General features: G+C 46.0%; 14 protein-coding genes. 10 read left to right on the top strand and 4 right to left on the bottom strand.

All coding sequences use genetic code 11. From position 1 onward, the window contains the following. Window positions 1-41: 41 nt before the first annotated feature. Complete coding sequence (locus tag G9G54_RS09525; RefSeq protein WP_076264483.1) at window positions 42-413, bottom strand: helix-turn-helix domain-containing protein; 372 nt, start codon at window positions 411-413, stop codon at window positions 42-44. 256 nt (window positions 414-669) lie between these two features. Here G9G54_RS09525 and G9G54_RS09520 point away from each other — a divergent pair, with 256 nt between their 5' ends. Together G9G54_RS09520 and G9G54_RS09515 are read left to right on the top strand one after the other, a co-directional pair. Next, window positions 670-2,052 carry a DNA-binding protein gene (locus G9G54_RS09520; protein ID WP_165177619.1) on the top strand — a complete coding sequence of 461 codons (1,383 nt, stop codon included), beginning with the start codon at window positions 670-672 and terminating at the stop codon, window positions 2,050-2,052. Between the two features lie 232 nt (window positions 2,053-2,284). Further along, window positions 2,285-2,512, top strand: a complete 228-nt coding sequence (locus G9G54_RS09515) for an aspartyl-phosphate phosphatase Spo0E family protein (RefSeq protein ID WP_023990607.1) — start codon at window positions 2,285-2,287, stop codon at window positions 2,510-2,512. Window positions 2,513-2,747: 235 nt separating this feature from the next. Here the strand turns inward: G9G54_RS09515 and G9G54_RS09510 are convergent, their stop codons facing one another. Together G9G54_RS09510 and G9G54_RS09505 are read right to left on the bottom strand one after the other, a co-directional pair. Beyond that, entirely contained in the window at window positions 2,748-3,563 is an 816-nt protein-coding gene (locus G9G54_RS09510) for a flagellar motor protein MotB (protein WP_013312222.1), read from the bottom strand. Beyond that, the gene (locus G9G54_RS09505; protein WP_165177617.1) at window positions 3,547-4,374 is read right to left on the bottom strand and encodes a flagellar motor protein; all 828 of its coding nucleotides are present in this window, start codon (window positions 4,372-4,374) and stop codon (window positions 3,547-3,549) included. The genes G9G54_RS09510 and G9G54_RS09505 overlap by 17 nt, the downstream gene beginning before the upstream one ends. Before the next feature lie 208 nt (window positions 4,375-4,582). Here G9G54_RS09505 and uvrB point away from each other — a divergent pair, with 208 nt between their 5' ends. The 3 genes from uvrB to G9G54_RS09490 all read left to right on the top strand — a co-directional run bounded on the left by uvrB (window position 4,583) and on the right by G9G54_RS09490 (window position 11,230). Further along, complete coding sequence (gene uvrB, locus G9G54_RS09500) at window positions 4,583-6,574, top strand: excinuclease ABC subunit UvrB (protein WP_165177615.1); 1,992 nt, start codon at window positions 4,583-4,585, stop codon at window positions 6,572-6,574. Between the two features lie 172 nt (window positions 6,575-6,746). Continuing rightward, on the top strand, window positions 6,747-9,608 hold the full coding sequence (gene uvrA, locus G9G54_RS09495; RefSeq protein ID WP_165177613.1) for an excinuclease ABC subunit UvrA: 2,862 nt from the start codon (window positions 6,747-6,749) through the stop codon (window positions 9,606-9,608). 410 nt (window positions 9,609-10,018) lie between these two features. Beyond that, window positions 10,019-11,230, top strand: a complete 1,212-nt coding sequence (locus tag G9G54_RS09490) for a hypothetical protein (RefSeq protein WP_165177611.1) — start codon at window positions 10,019-10,021, stop codon at window positions 11,228-11,230. 112 nt (window positions 11,231-11,342) lie between these two features. Here G9G54_RS09490 and G9G54_RS09485 read toward each other — a convergent pair whose 3' ends face one another. Then, window positions 11,343-12,968, bottom strand: a complete 1,626-nt coding sequence (locus tag G9G54_RS09485; RefSeq protein ID WP_165177609.1) for a nitrite/sulfite reductase — start codon at window positions 12,966-12,968, stop codon at window positions 11,343-11,345. A gap of 359 nt (window positions 12,969-13,327) precedes the next feature. Here G9G54_RS09485 and G9G54_RS09480 point away from each other — a divergent pair, with 359 nt between their 5' ends. From G9G54_RS09480 to galU, 5 genes are all read left to right on the top strand, one after another. Next, a complete protein-coding gene (locus G9G54_RS09480) occupies window positions 13,328-14,572 on the top strand; it encodes a S1C family serine protease (RefSeq protein WP_053326213.1) in 1,245 nt (414 codons plus the stop codon). A gap of 49 nt (window positions 14,573-14,621) precedes the next feature. After that, window positions 14,622-16,535 (top strand): stalk domain-containing protein, encoded by a 1,914-nt coding sequence (locus G9G54_RS09475; protein ID WP_165177607.1) that lies wholly within the window; start codon window positions 14,622-14,624, stop codon window positions 16,533-16,535. 193 nt (window positions 16,536-16,728) lie between these two features. Continuing rightward, window positions 16,729-17,169 (top strand): GNAT family N-acetyltransferase, encoded by a 441-nt coding sequence (locus tag G9G54_RS09470; RefSeq protein WP_165177605.1) that lies wholly within the window; start codon window positions 16,729-16,731, stop codon window positions 17,167-17,169. Between the two features lie 419 nt (window positions 17,170-17,588). Further along, window positions 17,589-20,099, top strand: a complete 2,511-nt coding sequence (locus G9G54_RS09465; protein WP_185156289.1) for a U32 family peptidase — start codon at window positions 17,589-17,591, stop codon at window positions 20,097-20,099. Window positions 20,100-20,295: 196 nt separating this feature from the next. Further along, complete coding sequence (galU, locus tag G9G54_RS09460; protein WP_165177603.1) at window positions 20,296-21,177, top strand: UTP--glucose-1-phosphate uridylyltransferase GalU; 882 nt, start codon at window positions 20,296-20,298, stop codon at window positions 21,175-21,177. Window positions 21,178-21,227 lie beyond the last annotated feature (50 nt).

Below are 21,227 nucleotides of genomic sequence, written 5' to 3'. Positions count from 1 at the left end.
TATTACGTGTATGACTACTCGGGAAAAAGTTAATTTTTTAGTTAGTTGCCTGAATCATCGAAGTTATTTTCAGAAAGCTCACGCTCTGAAGAGGTAAACAGTTCTTTTAAAATACGATAAGCTTTATTCTGATCCGCTTCATTCTGCTGGGAAAGGATATGAACGCATTCCCATATCCAGGGCTGACTTTTGAGTTCTTTAAAAGGATTAAAATCAAAAAATGCAAATACATTGGTGTCTAGCGCTTCGGCTATTTTCTCCAAAGTTTTAATTTGTACATTGACCTCACCGCGCTCCAACTTGCCGATATAGGAACCTGTTGAATCGGATGCTTCTGCTAACTGTTCTTGTGTAATACCCCGCAATTTTCGAAATTGACGGATTTTCGTTCCTAATAGTTTGGTTGTTTCCATAGACACCCACACTCCTATAGTATGAGTGTAGACAAAGCTGGATTAAGCGTGGAGGTAATTAAATTACCTTAATTATTCGATATTTAGTTCTTGTAAGAACTATTTTAATAAACATCAAATTCCATAATATAATAAAACAGTGTAGAAAAGGGGTTGACCGTCATCCAATTTATTCATATAATTTCTAGTATATTGTAATTGATTGTCGAGGAGGGTGATTTTTTAAAATCCTCTGAATACGCCGGGGGGGTTTTTATTGGAAAATGCAACCACGATCCGTTCGGAAATTGAGAAAGAATTAAAACTAGGTGGCTACACTTTTAATAGTTTTGGACAAGCTACGGGGCTTAACCGGGGCATATTTAGTGCTATGCTTAACGGCAATCCGCCTAAACCTATCTCGGTAAGACAAATGGACTTGATTACCAAAGCCTTTAATTATCCAGAAGGCTGGTTGTATGACCTGTATGTGGATGAATGTTTTTATGATGGAAGACCACATTGGAAAAGGGTCAAGCCGTTCCTGATTCGTTGTGTTGAAGTAGGAAATTTGCGATGCGTGGAGAAAGTGCTCTCACGCTTAATGGAAGATCTTAACCACATTCCAACAATCTTTGCTTTGGCAGAGGAGCTTTATGAAGAAGGGAAGTTAAAAGAGGCAATTCCTTTCTATGAATGTGTCATTGAAAATGAGAAATACCAACATTCAGAGAGGTTGGCAATTAGTCATTATAGAATTTTTTCAATCTCTGTTAGTGAAAGTATGGAAAGAAATTTGGAGGCCGCCCTAAGATTTGTACCCTTTAGAAATCGGGTACCCTTAGAATATCATTTAGATGGTTTGCTTAAACTGTTAAATCTTTATCACAATTTGCATCAATGGAAAGAAGCGGAGCGTTATGCGGATGAATTAAGAGCGCTTACAACTATTGTATGTAAAAGTAGAGAAACTAATAAAAAGAGTTTTACATTGAAAACTGAAAGACATTTAGTTGTCTACTATGGTCAAGGTTATTTGATGAAGGGAATTGCATTGGAAAAACAAGAAAGATATGAGGAGGCCATGAATTATATTTCTGGCTATGCTGATCTGAGTTGGTTTGAAGATTTAGGGGAAATTGGACAAAAAGAAGTACAAAAGTTCACCCTTTGGGCAAATGCTAATCAACTTAGCTTGAAAATTCTTATGGGCGATACAAGTAGTTTACCAATGTATATTCAATTTCTGAAAAATAACCCACCCGAGATTTTGTTGGGTTTATTAACGATAGTTGAGTCGGCTAACAAGCACGGTTTTTTAATTGAACATATTCTCCAACAGTTTTCTCATGAATTGGCCTCATTTAATAATGAATTATCTATGAAAGCCAGCTACTATAAACAGTCATTTAGTTATGACACTTATGCTGATTTGTGTTACCAACTGGCCATATATATGTTTAATAACCTTTCCCATGAAAAAGGCATCTATTATGTTTTAAAAAGCTTGAAGAAATGTCTGGAAATCAGCAGTAAAGAAAAGTTTATGATTTGTACAGCATTATTTGAAAGGTTTAGAAACAAAGCAACAAAAGACCAAAAATCAGAATATGAAGGTATCATGGAGGAGGTTTTAATCAATGCGAGTAAAAAACCTTAAATACATGCTGATTATGGGTTTTTTTAGCTTTTTAGCATTCTCTCATAACATTGTTGTTTTTGGACATGGTGCAGGAGGTTAATAGTTATCAAAAAACCAGCCTTACTGAGGCTGGTTTTTTGATTCATCCCGTTAAAGGGATGAATTGGGTTTTATTATATTTTTAACCTGTAGGGAAGGTATCAGCTTGTAAACTAATGTAAATACCACACCGAACAGGAGGTTTATTGATGTGAAATGGAAACAATTGGAGGAATGCATCGAAGAAAAGCGGAAGGAACTAAATGATTTGGCGAATGAGGTGGGATTGAAGGATCGGCGGGTGTTAATCAAGTCCATGGAATTGGATCGACTCCTTAATAAATACAGCGACTGGAAATATAGCTATCGTAGACAACAGAGCATACCCCAAAGTTCACAAATACAAGAGAAGCAACACGAGCTTGTCCTATCTTATTAATCTTCAAGTATCATGACAAGATAAAACCTAACTTCACCAGGGCTTCTAATACATAGTGGGATATAGAATAAACAAAATAATCTCTATGCATCTCGTACGCCGCTCTTATCCACGTTGTTCGTACGGTTTATTGTTCTGCGTCTACATCAGAGCGGAAGCCATGTATTAATGATGAATATGTATCAAAAAAACCTCCCGATTCACGTTATTGCGTGACTCAGGAGGTTTTTGGGTTTTACTGTTGAAGCTGGCGTAGTACGGTGATTTCGACACGGCGGTTTTTTTGTCGCCCAGCTTCGGTGCTATTGTCACCAACCGGCCGGGTATCTGCATAACCCGCATACTGAAATCCTGAGGGTGACAGTTGCTCTCTGTCGAGAAAGAATCGGAGTACAGATAGTGCCCGTGCGCCGGAAAGCTCCCAGTTATCCTTATACGTCGATGAGTTCGAGGAGCGCGTGAACGGAATGTTGTCCGTATGGCCCTCAATGCTAATCGGTGTTTTCAAATCTCGAAACAGACTGGCCAACTTGGATAGCGTGTTGGCAGAGCCTTGCTTGAGTGCAGCTCTACCTTGATCGAATAAAAAGCGGTCATTTAGCGTAATGACAATACCACGCGGCTGATCTGACACAAAAATCTGGTTTTCCAGTTTGTTGTCCGTAATATATTCTTGAATGACACCCATTAAATTTTGCAGCTCTTTTTCCTGCGTGCGAAATGCTTGTTCACGTTCGGTGAGCTTAGTCGATCCAGCTTCCTTTTTATCGGCTGCTGGTTGCTTGGTCGTGGGTGGATTCTTGCTGGTGTAACGATCGGCAGTACCTGTAATGCCCGAGCCTTGCTCCAAAATAGAATCTCCTTTGTGGAACGTATCCTGGAGGGATTGAACAACGACATCGTATTTTTTAGCATCCAGACTACTCATGGCATACATCACAACGAAAAATATGAGCAGCAGGGTGATCAGATCGGCATAGGTAATCATCCAGCGGTCACGATGGTCTCCGCCGCCTCCTTGACCCCCACGGCGCTTACCGCGCGCTCTCATGGAAGTCCTCCTTTGGAGAAGCTTCCTCTGTGAGCGAGCGACGAGGCGGTTTGCGATCTATATTTTGCTCTGAGCGGATAAAGAACTCTAACTTTTTGCGTACAAGCTTTGGATTCTCTCCGTTTTGAATAGCCAGAATACCTTGCAGCAGCAAATCCATAGTGATAATTTCACTCTCACTGGCTGCTCTTATTTTGGATGCGATGGGCAGGAAGATCAGGTTGGCGCTAGCAACGCCGTATAGTGTTGCGATAAAAGCAACAGCAATAGACGGACCAAGCGCAGTAGGCTCGGTCAGGCTGCCCAGTACATGGATCAGGCCCATGACAGTACCGATAATCCCCATCGTAGGGGCATAACCGCCTGCGGATTCGAATATTTTGGCGTACCCTTCATGTTTGTGTTCAATGGCATCTAACTCAAGCTCTAAAATCTGTTTGATCTGCTCCTGCTCGGTGCCGTCGATGACCAACTGAAGACCTTCACGCAAAAATGCATTCGGATGCTCTGATGAAGTACGCTCTAGCGCAAGCACACCGGATCGGCGTGAGGTGGCCGCCATGGAAACCAAATCTTCTATATATTGCTTCGTAGGATTGTCCTCACGGCTAAATGCCATCCGTAGAGCGGTGGGGATCGTCTTCAGCTTGGAAGCTGGGTAGCTGATCACAACTGCGGCGAAAGTTCCCCCAAATACAATTAGAGCCGATGTACCTTGAAGCAGCCCTGTAAATTCGCCGCCTTCCCATAAGAAGCCACCGATTAATGCAATGATTCCTGCGATGATGCCCAATACGATGGTGATATCCAAAATTTAATTCACTCCTATTCAAGACTTATCGTTTGCATCCACGGTAAGAAAGAGGTATAATACGGGAACAAACATTCTTATCCAACCATATTTCCCAAGTATCATTGCTCGGGAAATATCGACATAGAGTTACAGGTAAAGACGTTAAAGCTCGACTGGTGTAAAATCATGATGTTTCCATTTTAGACGATAAGGGTGATGCAGGGCAATGAGTGATATCGTTGTTAGCGATAAGACTTTTGAAATTCAGTCGGAATTCCAACCTCAAGGCGATCAACCTCAGGCCATTTTTGAATTGGTAGAGGGAATTGCAGAAGGAAAGAAGCATCAGACGCTATTGGGTGCTACGGGAACAGGTAAGACGTTTACCATCGCACAGACCATTGCCAAGTTGAATCGGCCTACGCTGGTTATTGCACATAATAAGACTTTGGCTGCTCAACTGGCGAGTGAGTTTAAAGAGTTCTTTCCGAATAACTCAGTCGATTATTTTGTCAGCTACTATGATTACTATCAACCGGAAGCATACATTCCGTCTTCCGATACGTATATTGAGAAGGATTCCAGCATCAATGAGGAGATTGATAAACTTCGCCACTCAGCGACAAGCTCTCTGTTTGAGCGTCGTGACGTTATTATTGTAGCGAGTGTCTCCTGCATTTATGGTTTGGGTTCCCCGAAAGAATATTCAAGCTTGCTGCTTTCGCTTAGAGTCGGCATGGAGAAACCCCGCAATCAGATTTTGTCCCGCTTGGTCGATATTCAATATCAGCGGAACGATATCAACTTCGTGCGGGGTACTTTCCGTGTACGGGGGGATGTTGTCGAGATATTCCCGGCTTCCCAAGGGGAACACGCTATACGTGTAGAACTGTTCGGGGATGAAATTGAACGAATTACCGAGATTAATGTGCTTACGGGTGAATTGATCGGTGAACGTGATCATATTGCCATTTTCCCGGCATCTCACTTCGTTACTCATGAGGATACGATGAAGGTAGCGTTGGTCAACATTGAACGTGAGCTTGAAGAGCGATTAGCGGAGTTGAAGGAGCAAGGGAAGCTCTTAGAGGCACAACGTTTGGAACAACGTACCCGCTATGATATCGAGATGATGAAAGAGGTTGGTTTTTGTTCCGGCGTCGAGAATTATTCAGGTCCACTGACATTCCGCGAGCGAGGAGCGACACCATATACGCTGATGGATTATTTCCCGGATGATATGCTGATCGTCATTGACGAGTCCCATGTTACGTTGCCGCAGATTCGTGCCATGTATAACGGTGACCAAGCACGTAAGAATGTACTGGTAGAACATGGATTTCGTTTGCCATCTGCATTGGATAATCGCCCGTTGAAGTTTGAAGAGTTCGAGGACAAGGTAAGTCAGATCATCTATGTATCTGCTACTCCAGGACCTTATGAGATGGAGAAATGCGAAACGATGGTACAGCAGATTATTCGTCCTACCGGGCTTCTTGATCCGATTATTGAGGTGCGTCCGAGCAAGGGGCAGATTGATGATCTCATTAGTGAAATACGGCTTCGCATAGAACGTGAAGAACGGGTGCTGGTGACTACACTTACGAAGAAGATGTCTGAAGATTTGACTGACTATTTAAAAGAAGTAGGCATCAAGGTTCGGTATATGCACTCCGAGATTAAGACGTTGGAGCGGATGGCTATTTTGCGGGATCTTCGTCTAGGGACCTTCGACGTGCTAATCGGGATCAACTTGTTGCGGGAAGGCCTCGATTTGCCGGAAGTATCGCTGGTCGCGATTTTGGATGCGGACAAAGAAGGCTTCCTGCGTTCTGAGCGCTCTCTGATACAGACGATCGGACGGGCAGCACGGAACAGTGACGGTCGTGTTATTATGTACGGCGATAAGATTACCGATTCTATGGATAAAGCGATAAAGGAAACGGAACGTCGTCGTGCGATCCAAATTCAGTATAATGAAGAACATGGGATTACCCCGCAAACCATCCGTAAAAAGATTCGTGATGTTATTGAAGCAACCAAGGTGGCAGAGTCTAAGAATGATTACCTTCCTAATGAGACGGGTAAACTTTCCAAGAAGGAGCGTCAATCACTCATTCAGCGTCTGGAAGCAGAGATGAAAGATGCCGCCAAGAACCTACAGTTCGAGCGGGCAGCCGAGCTGCGTGATGCTTTGCTGGAGTTACGAGCTGATTAAAGATTGAGAATAAGCTAGAAGCAAAACATATGAAAATAAAATGTTTGATTGCTTTGCTTTTAAAAATAGTGAGGGCGGCCTATGTGGTCGTTCTCTTTGCGATATATCACTTCCATGGGATAATCCAATGCGATATAGCATGACGTGAACTACGGCTAAGGAGATGAAACATTTGGCGAATGAAAGCATCATCATCAAAGGCGCACGCGCGCATAATCTCAAAAATATTGACGTGACGATTCCACGGGACAAGTTCGTCGTCCTGACAGGGCTTAGCGGCTCAGGTAAATCGTCACTGGCTTTCGATACGATCTATGCGGAAGGGCAGCGGCGGTATGTGGAATCTTTATCTGCGTATGCCCGTCAATTCCTCGGGCAAATGGAGAAACCAGACGTTGATTCGATTGACGGTCTGTCTCCTGCCATTTCCATTGACCAAAAAACAACAAGTCGGAATCCGCGTTCTACTGTCGGAACGGTTACCGAAATCTATGACTACCTGCGGTTGTTGTTTGCTCGGGTGGGTCATCCTCATTGTCCTGAACATGGCATTGAAATCACTTCACAGACCGTTGAGCAGATGGTAGACCGCATTTTGCAGTATCCTGAAAAGACAAGACTGCAGATTCTGGCTCCATTGGTTTCCGGCCGCAAAGGTGAGCATAAAACACTGTTCACGGATATAGCCAAGCAGGGCTTTGTACGGGTACGTGTGAATGGAGAACTACGTGAATTGTCTGAGAAGATTGAGCTGGAAAAGAACAAGAAGCACTCGATTGAAGTGGTCGTAGACCGCATCGTAGTCAAGGAAGATGTGCGTGCGCGTCTGTCTGACTCTATTGAGACGGCGCTGAATCTTTCAGGTGGGCAGTTGCTTGTAGACATTATGGGGCAAGAGGAGTTGCGGTTCAGCTCCAACTTTGCATGTCCTATTTGTGGATTCAGCATAGATGAGCTGTCTCCAAGAATGTTTTCCTTTAATAGTCCGTTCGGCGCTTGTCCCGATTGTGATGGGTTAGGAGTTAAAATGGTGGTTGACCCTGATTTGCTCATCCCCGATCCTGAAAAAAGTGTGGAGGATGGAGCGTTTCAGGCATGGAGCGGGGGAACTTCCACTTATTATCCTCAATTTTTACAGTCAGTATGCGAGCACTACGGTATTCCGCAGGACATTCCTGTTAGTCAATTGACGACAGAACAAATGAACCTCATTTTACATGGAACGGGAGAGCAGAAGATCCGTTTCCGCTATGAGAATGATTTTGGTCAACGTAAGGAAGCCTATGTGACCTTCGAGGGGATTATTCCCAATCTGGAGCGTCGTTATCGTGATACGGCTTCCGAAGGTATACGTGAATTTATTGAAGGCTTTATGAGTGCAAAGCCATGTAACACCTGTAAGGGACACCGTCTGAAAAAAGAAAGTCTGTCGGTAACCATTCAAGAGCGTAATATAGCTTTTGTGACAGCTTTGTCTATCGGTGAAGCCTCAAACTTTTTCCATACACTGGAGCTGAGTGAGAAGGAGAAGTCGATTGCCAATCTCATTTTAAAAGAAATTAACAGCCGCCTGGGATTCCTCGTTAACGTTGGTCTGGAATACCTGACTTTAAGTCGTGCGGCAGGCACGTTGTCAGGCGGTGAAGCACAGCGTATCCGACTGGCGACACAGATCGGGTCCAGTCTGATGGGTGTGCTTTATATTTTGGATGAGCCTAGTATCGGTCTGCATCAGCGAGATAATGACCGTCTGATTAGTGCTTTGGAGCATATGCGAAATCTTGGCAATACGTTGATTGTGGTGGAGCATGACGAAGATACGATGATGGCAGCGGACTATATCATTGATATCGGGCCGGGAGCTGGAATCCATGGTGGGATGATCATGTCGCAGGGGACTCCGCAGGAAGTTATGGAAGACCCGAATTCCTTAACCGGGCAGTATTTGAGCGGACGTAAGTTCATTCCGGTCAATACCGAGCGGCGCAAGCCTGCTGATAAATGGCTGGAGATTCGCGGAGCCAAGGAGAACAATCTCAAAAATGTGAATGTCAAAATTCCGCTGGGTGTTTTCTCAGCTGTTACTGGTGTATCCGGCTCTGGAAAATCGACACTGGTCAACGAAATTTTGTACAAAACGTTGGCGCGTGATCTGAACCGGGCGAGAGTACGTCCAGGGCAGCATAAAGAAATTCGCGGACTAGAACATATCGAAAAGGTTGTTGAGATCGATCAATCGCCAATTGGCCGTACACCGCGTTCCAATCCTGCAACGTATACTGGTGTATTTGATGATATCCGTGACTTATTCTCGCAGACGAACGAGGCCAAAGTACGAGGCTACAAGAAAGGCCGCTTTAGCTTTAACGTTAAGGGAGGTCGTTGTGAAGCTTGTAGAGGCGACGGCATCATCAAGATTGAGATGCATTTTCTGCCGGATGTGTATGTTCCATGCGAAGTGTGTAAAGGCAAGCGTTATAACCGGGAGACCCTAGAGGTTAAATACAAAGGGAAAAGTATTGCCGATGTGCTGGAGATGACGGTAGAGGATGCAACGGAGTTTTTTGAAAATATTCCGAAGATTCATCGCAAGATCCAGACACTGATGGATGTAGGTTTGGGGTATATCAAGCTGGGTCAGCCTGCGACTACCTTGTCTGGCGGTGAAGCACAGCGTGTGAAGCTGGCCTCCGAATTGTATCGTCGCAGCACAGGCAAAACCATTTATATTTTGGACGAGCCGACAACCGGTCTGCATGTTCACGATATTGACCGATTATTGACGGTGCTGCATCGTTTGGTTGATTCAGGAGAGACGGTGCTGGTCATTGAGCATAATCTGGATGTGATTAAAACAGCCGATTATCTGATTGATTTGGGACCAGAAGGCGGAAGCGGCGGTGGAACGATCTTGGCTACCGGCACACCGGAGCAACTTGTGAAAGTCGAAGAATCCTATACAGGTCGATACTTAAAGCCGATCCTTGAACGGGATACAGAGCGTAGCCAAGCGCTTCAGACAGTCGATCTATAGATACCGTTTAACATAGTTTTAAAAGCCCTGCATAGGCAGGAAGGCAGAATACGAGCTACTGTATTGATGCCTTCGCCTTGGCAGGGTTTTATTTTTTTTGTAGAAAAAGAAAACTTTTATCAAATTCCTGCGTTAAAGCATGTGACACATAGTTTACCAAGCGCTGGAATAATAAATCTATACGTATATTCATCGACAGAAAGTCTCTGAGTAGGCTCTAAATTTTGGAGTTTTGAATGTTTAGGCTCGGGCTTGAAGAGGTAAATATATAAATCATGATTATATAGCATCATACGAAGTTCCGTGCCCGCGTGACAACCATTACAAGTTGAAGCGAAACCGTCTGTAGTTTTATCACATCTAAGGTTCATACAACATCTCTGAGGAAGTCATGAAGGGAGCTGGAACGCTTGAAGGTTAAGCAAAGTAGAGTTTTACGTACACGTGTGTATACATGGGCAGCAGGAGCTGCTTTGGCGGCATGTTTGATGGGTTATAGTGCTGCACCGTCCTATGCCTCCGAGGTGTCCGAGGCGTTTGCGCCCAAACAAGCCGAAATCGAAACAAGTGCAGCAATTGGCAGTATTAAGGATTTAGAAAACGCTCATGATTACATTCAACCCGCAGCGAATGGTGGGTTTTTAATGCTGAACGTCGAGGACGATACAGAAGCAAGTGTAGTACACGTCACATATGGCAAGCTGGACAGTTCTGTGGAGGCTATATGGAAACATCAGCAGGACCTGAACGTACAACCCGGAACAAGCAGCAGGGGAGTCCAGCGGGAGACGTCGGATGGTGGCTTGCTGTTTCTGATTGATTATACAAAACCGAACGGAATACGAGAGGTGCAGGCTTCACGATTGGACGAGGGTGGAAACACCTTGTGGTCCAAAACATTACCCACAGATGGCTTGATCTCTCATGGGCAGGATTCTCAGGTTGGTTTGGAGACACTGGAGGATGGCAGTTTCCTGGTCTCCTATCTAAACCTTGCGGAGCAGTCCTTCACTGTACTCAAATACACTGAAACTGGCGATCTACAATGGAATCGAACGACGGCCGGAGTGACCTCGGGTTGGCTGGTCGGCAGTCACAATGGATATTATGCGCTTTTGAACAGCTCAGATGGTCCCGTTGGGGTACAAGCAGATGTATATGGTCGCGATATTCGTGACATCCATCTGGACTTAGGATCAGGTAAAGAAATTGCCGCAGTACGTGAGTTGCCGAGCGGTCATATTGCTGTAACAGGGCTTAAAGGAAACAGCAAGCGTACACAGGTGCTTAGTAATGGTCTGCAATTATTTAGTAATACAGAGGACTATGCGGCTGACCGGGTGTATCTGCCTGAGGAGCAGTTGTATGTCCAGTTCAGTGATCAATATGATCCACTGGGTAAAACCACGAAGATGCATGGCATCACCATTACAGGCCTGAAAGGAAACGGTACGAAGGTGTGGGAAACGAGGACTCATTATAAGGAGGATAATTCCTTCGGCATCCGATACGATACGGGATTGATATACAAGATACCTTCAGGCTACGTGGTGGTGACATCTACAACAGGAGCTCATAAGCCAACAGTACTGGATTTTGCGAAAATATTGATACCGGAGTAATCCGGTGTCTTTTTTTGTGAAATTGAGGGAAAGGATATTGCGAGGTTGTATGACGATAAGAAACAGCCTGCTTGTATATGTGATACAAGCAGGCTGTTAATAGACTCTATATTTAGGATGCAACGTGGCTGGATTGTAAAATGGCAGACAGCTTTTCCTGGAAAGTCGGAATACCTACACGCTGTACATATGCGTAAAAGCTTTCGCCAGCGCTCCTATTTTCTTTGTAGAACAGAATGAGCTCTGCCAGTACAGGTCCAACCTGATCCCCGCGTACGCGACCTTTGAGCGCCTTGTTAAACTGGGCGCCTGCTCCAAGCGCTCCGCCGACAGCGATATCGAACGCGTCGACCAAGCCTTCCGGTGTCTTAATAAGCGAGCCTTGCAGACCAATGTCCGCAATATGCTTTTGACCGCAGGAATTCGGGCAACCGATAAAATGAATGCGCACTTTTTCATCCAATTGTACGTGCTGATCCAAATACTCGGCAACGTCAACCGCCCGTTTTTTGGTTTCCACTATCGCCAGATTGCAAAACTCATTTCCTGTGCACGATACTGTACGGCTCATAAAATGCTTGGGCTGTGGTGTCAGGCGTTGCAGCACGGGGGCTTCCAGTAGTTCATCCACTTGCTCATCCGGCACGCCGCTCAGCAAAATATTTTGCGACATCGTGGTACGAATCTGACCATCGCCATAGCGGTCAGCCAGGTCGGCCAGTTCATGTAACTCATCAGCACTAAGGCGACCGACAGGCACGTTCAGACCGACATAGTTCAGACCTTTTTGAGCTTGAGGATGCACACCGTCAAAATAGGCGGCTTGCCAGCCAATCGTTTTGTCCTCGCCTCGTCCGGGCATTTCACCGATGTACTCGGTGAGCTTAGCCAGAAATTTGTCTGGGCCCCAATCGGCAACGAGGAATTTCAAGCGGGCATGGTGCCGCTTTTCCCGATAGCCGTAATCACGGAAAATGGTGGTGACAGCAATAGCAACCTTCAGTACTTCCTCAGGACGAACAAACAAATCCAGAGACTGTGCCATATGTGGCTTGGCGGACAAACCTCCACCAACCATCACATGGAAGCCGATCACTTCTTTTCCGTCAAGTATCTTGGTGGCCGGAGTGAAGGACAGGTCGTTAATTTCAGCCTGTGCATTGTTGTACGTATTACCGGAGATAGACATTTTGTACTTACGTGGCAGATTGGAGAAGTCTCGATTTAATAAGAAAAAGCGGTTTACTTCATCTACAATCTCCTGGGTATCCACCAATTCATTGGGATCGATGCCAGCCAGCGGGTTACCGACAATGGTACGCGGGCAGTCTCCACAGGCTTCAAAGGAATACAAATTGACTTTTTCCAGTCTTTCGAAAATATCGGGCAAGCTTTCGACCGTCAGCCAGTGAAATTGAATCGCCTGGCGAGTGGTGACATCCACAAGACCGCGTCCATATAGCGCGGATATGTCCGCCAATGCATGTGCCTGTGCTGAAGTCATGATCCCTGTGTTGATGCGGACCCGCATCATGAAATGACCATCCTTGGGCTTTTGCTGATATACCCCAGCCCATTTGAAACGGTCCATATCGTCCGCAGAGATCGAGTCATAGCCTTCGTTGGCATAGTTTTCAATAATGGTACGGATAACGTCGAGACCGTCCTTTTCCAGCTTGACTAACTCGAATTTGTTAAGCTTATCGGGATGAGCGTTCCAGATTGGTTCGTAGGCCATTCTTTTAACCTCCTGTAGGTGCTTATTTATACTTTAGTGTTTTGGATAGAGGATTCATGATTTTATTCTTTATTTCCGACAATAAAACTAAGATATAATGTGATGGTATCACAGTTGGTTATGCCCGTAAACGAAGGAATGACCTAAACGGTATAACGATTATTTATCGTTTTTGCTTATTTTTTTGATATAAGGATTTGGAAAATTTATAATATAAATAGCATGAGAGGACAGGGATGTAGCAAACGGCGCCTTTTAGAAAAAGATAGGGCTTAAAGCGATTGTATACGTGTCCCCTCTATGGTAGATTTGGACTAACTGATAGAACAGGGTCATGTAAGAGAGGAAATGGTGAGTATATGCGTAAGATGGGGAAAAGGGCAGTTGTTCTGGCTTTGGGCAGCGCTCTATGTATTTCTGGAACGGCAGGTGCAGCCAGCAGTGGGACTGCGTTAAAGGCCAAAGTCATTAATGGTGGGGTCTATGTTAATGTAAGCGATATGAATAAAGCATTAGGAACCAGCGGCGCATATAACAGCGCAAATGGTACATATACGTTATCGGCCGATCGTGTGCCGCAGGTGGTTAAAAATGTATCTCCTTCTGTGGTCGGTATCATTGGCCGTTCAGCCACGGGAGAGACCGTAGCAGGAGGAGATCGATACAACCTGGCTCACGGCACGGGTGTTATCATTCGTACCGATGGATGGATTGTGACGAATGCACATGTTATCGAAGGATTAGGTGATGCCGTGGTCGTAACCTCGGACGGAAAATCTTACGGAATCACCGACAGCTACAGCGACCCGATCAGTGATTTGGCATTAGTCAAAATCAAGGCAAGCGGCCTCAAACCCGCCACCTTGGCAGCTTCAACGAACAGTCTACAGGTAGGTGAGCAGGTAGTGGCTATTGGTACTCCTATATCCTTTTCACTTCGCAATTCGGCAACCTCAGGTGTTGTTAGCGGGCTGAACCGTGGTGTCAACGCTGCTTATCGTTTGATCCAAAGTGATACCGCGATCAATCCTGGTAACAGCGGCGGTCCGCTGGTCAATCTCAAGGGTGAGGTCATTGGAATCAATACGATGAAATTCTCGGCGGTCGGCATTGAAAATATGGGCTTTTCGATTCCGTCGGATACGGTGAAATATGTCATCGGCCAATTTTTCAAATACGGAGAGGTTCGGCGCGCCAGTCTTGGTCTGAGTCTGGAAGAGAGCTGGTCAGCTATCGTTGGATTACCTACCGAGGACCCTCTGAAAGTTACGAAAATTACCTCAGCCAATGCCATTCAGGCCAAAATCAAGGAAGGCGATGAGCTGTATAGCATTAACGGTAAGCGTGTGGCTTCGGCCATTGATGTCAATGAGCTGCTTAAAAACTATCAACCAGGTCAAACGGTGAGTGTACTAATGCAGTCGGACGGTGATATTGTGAAGCGCAAGCTAGTACTGACACAGGATAATGGTGAAATCTATGAGTCCATTCAGTCTGGAGAAGATGGTGAAGATTCGAACGGTTCGGAGGCCGCTGAAGATGGCGGCGTAGCGCTTCCTAAGGAAACATCGGAGCCAGCTCAAGGGGCAACTACTGGAAAGTGAACAATTACGGCACTTGAATCTATAAAATAAAGCTAAAGGGAGATTTACTGTGAAGCATATTCAAAGAAAAATGATGCGTAAGCTGGGGGTCGGCGCTGTCGCATTGTCCCTTCTGCTTTCCGCTTTGCCAGCAGTTGCAGCAGATCATGATAAAACCATGCTGGAATTGCGGTTGCAAAGCGGCAGCAATACAGCCATCGTGAACGGCCATAATGCCAATATTACGAAGCCATATTCAAAAAGTGGTGCACTGATGGTTCCAGCTGGTATTTTTAAAAAGGCATTTAACAGCAAAATTCGATTGGCTGAAGATAATGTGGTTAAAATCACTAGCGGAACTCATGTTGTATCGCTGACCATTGGTAGCCGTACTGCTTGGGTGAGAGGTCACAAGGTGACACTTCCAGCTCCACCGGAAATGTCATCAGGTATTCTCATGGTGCCTCTGCGTCAAGTAGCAGAAGGGCTTGGCGGTAAGTTGGAGAAGAACGGCGCCGGAATCATTATCCGGATGGAAGCACAAGAAGAGGCGGGCACGGTAGCTGAAGAGACACCGAACATTGATAATGATGAGGGCAAGACGCAGATCGGGAACAGTTACTATGGCTGGTCTATGAACTATCCAACAGGTCTCGTCATCGGTCAGGGAGGTGGAGATGAGAGTATCTCCACTTTTATGGATGAGAACAGTGCCTACTATATGGAGGTGCACACAGCGTCACAGCCGGTTCCACTGAATGCGGACGATCTGTTGCAACAATTAGTGCAGGCAGCCAAGGAAACGGGAGAAACTGTGATCGATCGAAAATCCTTCCCGAAAGCGAAGGTACCTTATGCTCGTGTCATTACGAAGGATGGGGACGGCGTACTGTGGGAAAATCGTCAGTACTATGATAACGGGCGATTGTATGTAGTTTATTTTTCCGATGCTAAAGCAACGAATTATAAAGATCTGGCTCAGTATGCGGGACTGTTAAATTCCTTCAAGACCTCTTTTAATGCGCAGGATAAAAGTATTAAAGACTTGTCCACTGTCGTAGGAGGCACACGCGAGGCCGGAAATCCAGACTACGGTGTGTCACTCAGCATACCCGCAGGCTGGAAAATGGACGATCAACGGATGCAATATGAAAGTAATGATGGATCGAGCTTCCGCATGAAAATAACCTCGGCTCCAGCGGATGGAAAGTTGGAGAACTGGGGCCAGCAACTGCAAAAATGGCTGAGCGATTCATTTGTGTCTACGGCTTATGAGGCACAGAAGACGTATCCGCTGGAGGTTGCAGGCGTTCAAGGATTAGTACAGGAGTACCGCTATAATTTTGGCGATGGATGGGTCAAAGAGTACAATGTGCTGATTCAGCGAAATGGATACCGCTATTTGGCTGAATACGCAGTGCCTGAAAAAGTAAGCAAAGGAAATGATCAGTTCAATGCGCTCATTTCCTCGCTTCAAATCGATTTTCAAACCGTAGCAAGTAACTTTGGACAGTTGGAAGAAGACGACTATTTGACGGACAAAACGAAAACGGTCAAAAAGACGTCAAAAGCCTATGAATATACGGTGAATATCCCACGATATTGGACCGCGATTAGCGATCAATTTGAATTGGGTGATGTAGAGTACCAGTTTACCGGAGGACGTTTTTCCATCAAAATCGACAACGACCAATCATTTGAACTAACGGTATCCCAGCTCAAGGACTTCTATGATAAGCAAGCAAAGAACTACAAAAACCTCAAAGTTGAGGAAGTTAAGGACGTAACGTTTGCTGGTGTTCCGGCAGTGTCCTTTACATTCCATCGTATAGAGGAAGGCATTGGCTACACGGGCCACCAATTGGTTTTGGAACGTGACGGAAAAACGTATACTGTGACAACAACATTAAATGATGCGAACAACACGGCTGTACAGTCTAACGCACTGGATTCGACGTTAAATTCGTTTAATTTTGTGAAGTAGAAGGTGTAGGTAAAAGATTAGCGAGGTTGTGGGGGAAGCGCTACGCGGGCCATTTGAGCCTACGAGCGCTGACGCTTCTTCGGATTCAAATGGCCCGCTTCACTGGCGCCCGCCAAATACCGCCAATCTTATAATGAGTGAAGTAAGCACTAGGGAAGTCTATACGGATTTCCCCGTATAGGAGGAATCCAAAATGATTACGCTAAAAGCAGTCGACAAACATAATTGGGAAGCATGTGCCGAACTTGAACCGACACCTGAGCAAAAAAGATTTATGGTATCTAACCTTTTTTCGATTGCGGAATGTCAGTTTTTAGATGGATTTTTATCTAAAGCAATTTATAATGATGACGAATTAATTGGTTTTACAATGTATGGTTTAGACCCGGATGACGGAAATTACTGGGTTTACCGATTTATGATTGACGAAAGATTTCAAGGTCAAGGTTATGGCTACAATGCGATGTTGCTGGTTATCGACGAAATAAGGAAAGCCAGTGATAGGACGGATGTTATCATGATTGGGTATAAACCAGACAATGAACTAGCTAGAAAGCTATACAGTAAATCAGGCTTCAGGGAGAAGGGAATATCACCCTGGGGAGAAATGCTTGCGAAGTATAGGTTTGCCTAGTTAATGATAGGATGACTCACCTCCAAAGCACCGCTTGACGGGATTGGAGGTGTTTTTAGTATTATTTTTTAAAGGAATCGCTTGGAAAGTGTAGAAGCTTAGGTCGCAGTCTGGTACACTAGATTAGTTACAAGATAAGAATGATTCTGCCGCAGATGTTTGTGATGCGGATTTTTTGAGTTGGATGTAATTCACGCGAGGAACCGATGGTTCAGTGTGTGGATGATCGGACAAGATGATAGAGACGGATAGGATTTAAAATATGATTCTTAGTAGGCTTCCATTCCCCTGACCATGATCAGCTTTGGAATGAGTCTATGGAACATCCATGAGATTACCAAGTAAGCAGCATAGCTGCCCTGAAAACAACGATTATTCCTCGGGGGATCATTCGTTTTCAGCATATGGGGAGGGCAATAATGAAATCAGCAGTACGAAGAGAAGATGTTGAGCTTCTGGCACCAGCCGGTGACTGGGATTGTATGCGTGCGGCGGTGGCAAACGGGGCTGATGCGATCTTTTTCGGGGTGGAAAAGTTCAACGCACGAGCACGGGCGAATAATTTCCGCATGGAGGAACTGCCTGAAATTATGGCGTTTTTGCATAGCTATGGGGTTAAAGGTTTTTTAACATTCAATATATTGGTATTTGAAAACGAGTTGGAGGACGCTAAGGAGCTGGTCGATGCCTGTATTGATGCTGGAGTCGATGCCTTAATTGTCCAGGATATGGGCCTGGTGAAAATGATCCGCGACATTTCACCGGATTTTCCGATTCATGGTTCTACCCAAATGACGATCACTTCGCCGGAAGCGGTAGAGTTTACAAAGCCGTACAATATGGAACGGGTCGTGCTTGGACGCGAAAACAACCTGAAACAGATCCAAAAGATAGGCGATCAGGCGAGACTTCCAATGGAGGTATTCGTACATGGAGCGTTATGCGTATCTTATTCTGGCCAATGCCTGACTTCAGAAATGTGGGGCGGCCGCTCTGCTAACCGTGGTGAGTGTGCACAGGCATGTCGTTTGCCTTACGATCTGATGGTGGATGGAGAGCAGAAACCAATGGCAGATGTGACGTATCTGCTGTCACCTAAGGATCTGGCAGCGATTGACTTGATGCCTGAACTGATCGACGCGGGTGTTGTTTCTTTTAAAATTGAAGGGCGACTGAAAACACCTGAATATGTGGCAAATGTGGTCAGCAAGTACCGCAAGGCCATTGATAAGTATTTTGATGGCGATACGTCCAAGACCAGCAAAGAAGATATCCGCGAGCTGCAGCAGAGCTTTTCACGCGGCTTTACGCACGGTTTTCTCGAAGGGACCAATAACAAGAAGCTGGTTGACGGTACATTCCCGAAAAGCCGGGGGGTGTATCTGGGCCGAGTGGAACAAATCCTTCGTGATGGCGTAGTGTGCCGTATTGATGCACCGCTCAAGCGTGGCGATGGTATTGTATTCGATGCGGGAGATCCCACGCAAAAAGAAGAAGGCGGACGCGTATACGATATCCGCCGCAAGGGCGTGAAGATTGAAGGCGAAGCCGGAGAAGGCTGGATCATCGACATCGTAGCGGGACGCAACGATGTGGATCTGCGCCGTGTGCACGTGGGCGACCGCATTTGGAAGACCAACGACCCAGCGCTGGACAAACGTTTGCGCCAGTCGTACGACACCGACAAGCCGTACCGGGTCTTCCCGGTACATGTGCGGGTCAGCGGCTCTCCAGGGCAACCGCTGTCGACATGGTGGACCGACGTGCAGAAAGGCACAACGGTCCGCGTGGACTCCGAGCTGGAGCTTGAAATTGCCCAGAAGCGTCCGATGACGCATGAACTGCTCGAAGAGCAGTTCGGCCGACTGGGCGGAACGGTGTTCCAGCTGGAAGAACTGGACGTCCATCTGCATGGGGACGTCATCGTGCCGATGCGCGAGCTGAACGGTATCCGCCGTCAGGCGGTGGAACTGCTCGCGGGCGAGCGCCCCAAACCGCCCGTGTACACGAAGCGGACGGTCGAGGTGTATGACGATGCATCGACTCCGGCATCGTCTGTGGCACGCGGTCAGGCAGAGCTGACCGCGTTGTGCCGCAGCCTCCCTCAGGTGGAGGCTGCGCTCGAGGCCGGCGTGGAGTTCATCTACGCCGACTTCGAGTTCATCAAGCAATTCCCGGCAGCCGTAGAGGCTGTGCACGCTGCAGGCCGCCGAATTGCGCTAGCGACCCCGCGTATTCACATGCCGGGTGAAAATGGCTACCACAACAACATCCTGCGCTTGAAGCCGGATGCTGTGTTGGTACGCAATCCAGGGGCACTGTATTTCTACTTGCGACATCGGTTGGAGAACCCGGACGCACATCACCCGCAATTGATTGGTGACTTCTCGCTGAACATAGCCAACCATAAAGCGGCTGATCTGTTCCTGGATTCCGGCTGCGACCTGGTTACGCCTTCGTACGATCTGAACATTCAGCAAATGGTCGATATGCTCAGACGTACACGTACTGATAAGCTGGAGATCGTGATCCAGCAGCATATGCCAATGTTCCATACTGAACATTGCGTATACTGCACCTTTATGAGTGAAGGCACCGACTACACTAACTGTGGACGTCCATGTGAGGACCATCGCGCATCCCTGCGTGATCGAATTGGTATGTCTCATCCGGTCCGTGTGGACGAAGGCTGCCGCAACACGGTGTACAACGCGATTGAGCAATCCGGCGCGGAATATCTGTCCAACTTCCTGGAGCTGGGCGTGTCCCGTTACCGCGTGGAATTTTTGGAGGAGACACCGGAGCAAGTGCATGAGGTTATTGATCTCTATAACCGTGCCCTGCGCGGAGAAATCAGTGGAACACAAGTATGGAAGACGCTGAAAGCGACGAATCAGTTGGGTGTAACACGTGGGCAGCTGGTGAAGTAAATAACTGTATATTTGTTCGGGAGCCAGAAAGATTCCGGCAGCATAATATATTCATATAGAAAGCAAGTGATTAGAAGACATGTTCTCTTTGAGGGAAGATGTCTTCTTCTTTAACCTATCAAATTCATCTATCTTCCTGTTATAATCATAGACAGTATATCTATCCGTTATATTGAAGACAAAGGAGTTTTAACCTATGAAAATCCGTAAAGCGATTATTCCTGCTGCGGGATTAGGGACCCGGTTCCTTCCTGCTACGAAAGCGATGCCTAAAGAGATGCTTCCCATTGTAGACAAACCAACAATTCAATATATTATTGAAGAGGCTGTTGCATCTGGTATAGAGGATATCATTATCGTTACTGGTAAAGGCAAAAGGGCGATTGAGGATCATTTTGACTACTCCTTTGAGCTGGAGCATAATTTGACTGCCAAGGAAAAATGGAACCTGCTCAATGAAGTGCGTAAACCATCGGAGATGGCAGATATCCACTATATTCGTCAAAAGGAACCCAAAGGGTTGGGGCACGCTATCTGGTGTGCACGTAAGTTTATCGGTGACGAACCTTTTGCCGTCCTTTTAGGGGATGACATCGTTGAGTCTGAGAATCCGTGCCTCAAACAGATGATAGACGTGTTCGATGAGTATCAGCGTTCTGTTGTAGGTGTAAAACAAGTGGATTGGAACGAGGTACATCGTTACGGCATAGTTGAAGGTCATGCAATTACTTCCAAAATCTCTGAGGCGGAACGATTGGTAGAAAAGCCAAAGAAGGAAGAAGCAACCTCCAACTTGGCGATCATGGGACGTTATATCCTGACGCCCGATATTTTTGATATACTAGGTCAACAATCCGCAGGAGTAGGCGGTGAAATTCAGTTGACGGACGCATTGTCCAAACTGGGAGAGAAGAATCCGATCCTGGCCTACGAATTTGACGGGAATCGCCATGACGTTGGCGAGAAATTGGGATTCATTGAAACTACTATTCATTATGCTCTGCAGCATAGCGAAATCAAGGATGAAGTTCTGGCTTATATGAGACAGGTTATTGAAAAGATTGACCAACAAAAATAAACACCTCACTAAACCTCTCTTTCTCCAAATAAAAAAGAGACTATCGAATG

The organism is Paenibacillus sp. EKM212P (assembly GCF_011066115.1).
Classification (GTDB): Bacteria; Bacillota; Bacilli; order Paenibacillales; family Paenibacillaceae; genus Paenibacillus; species Paenibacillus polymyxa_B.
This window is presented reverse-complemented; position numbering and strand designations above follow the sequence as displayed.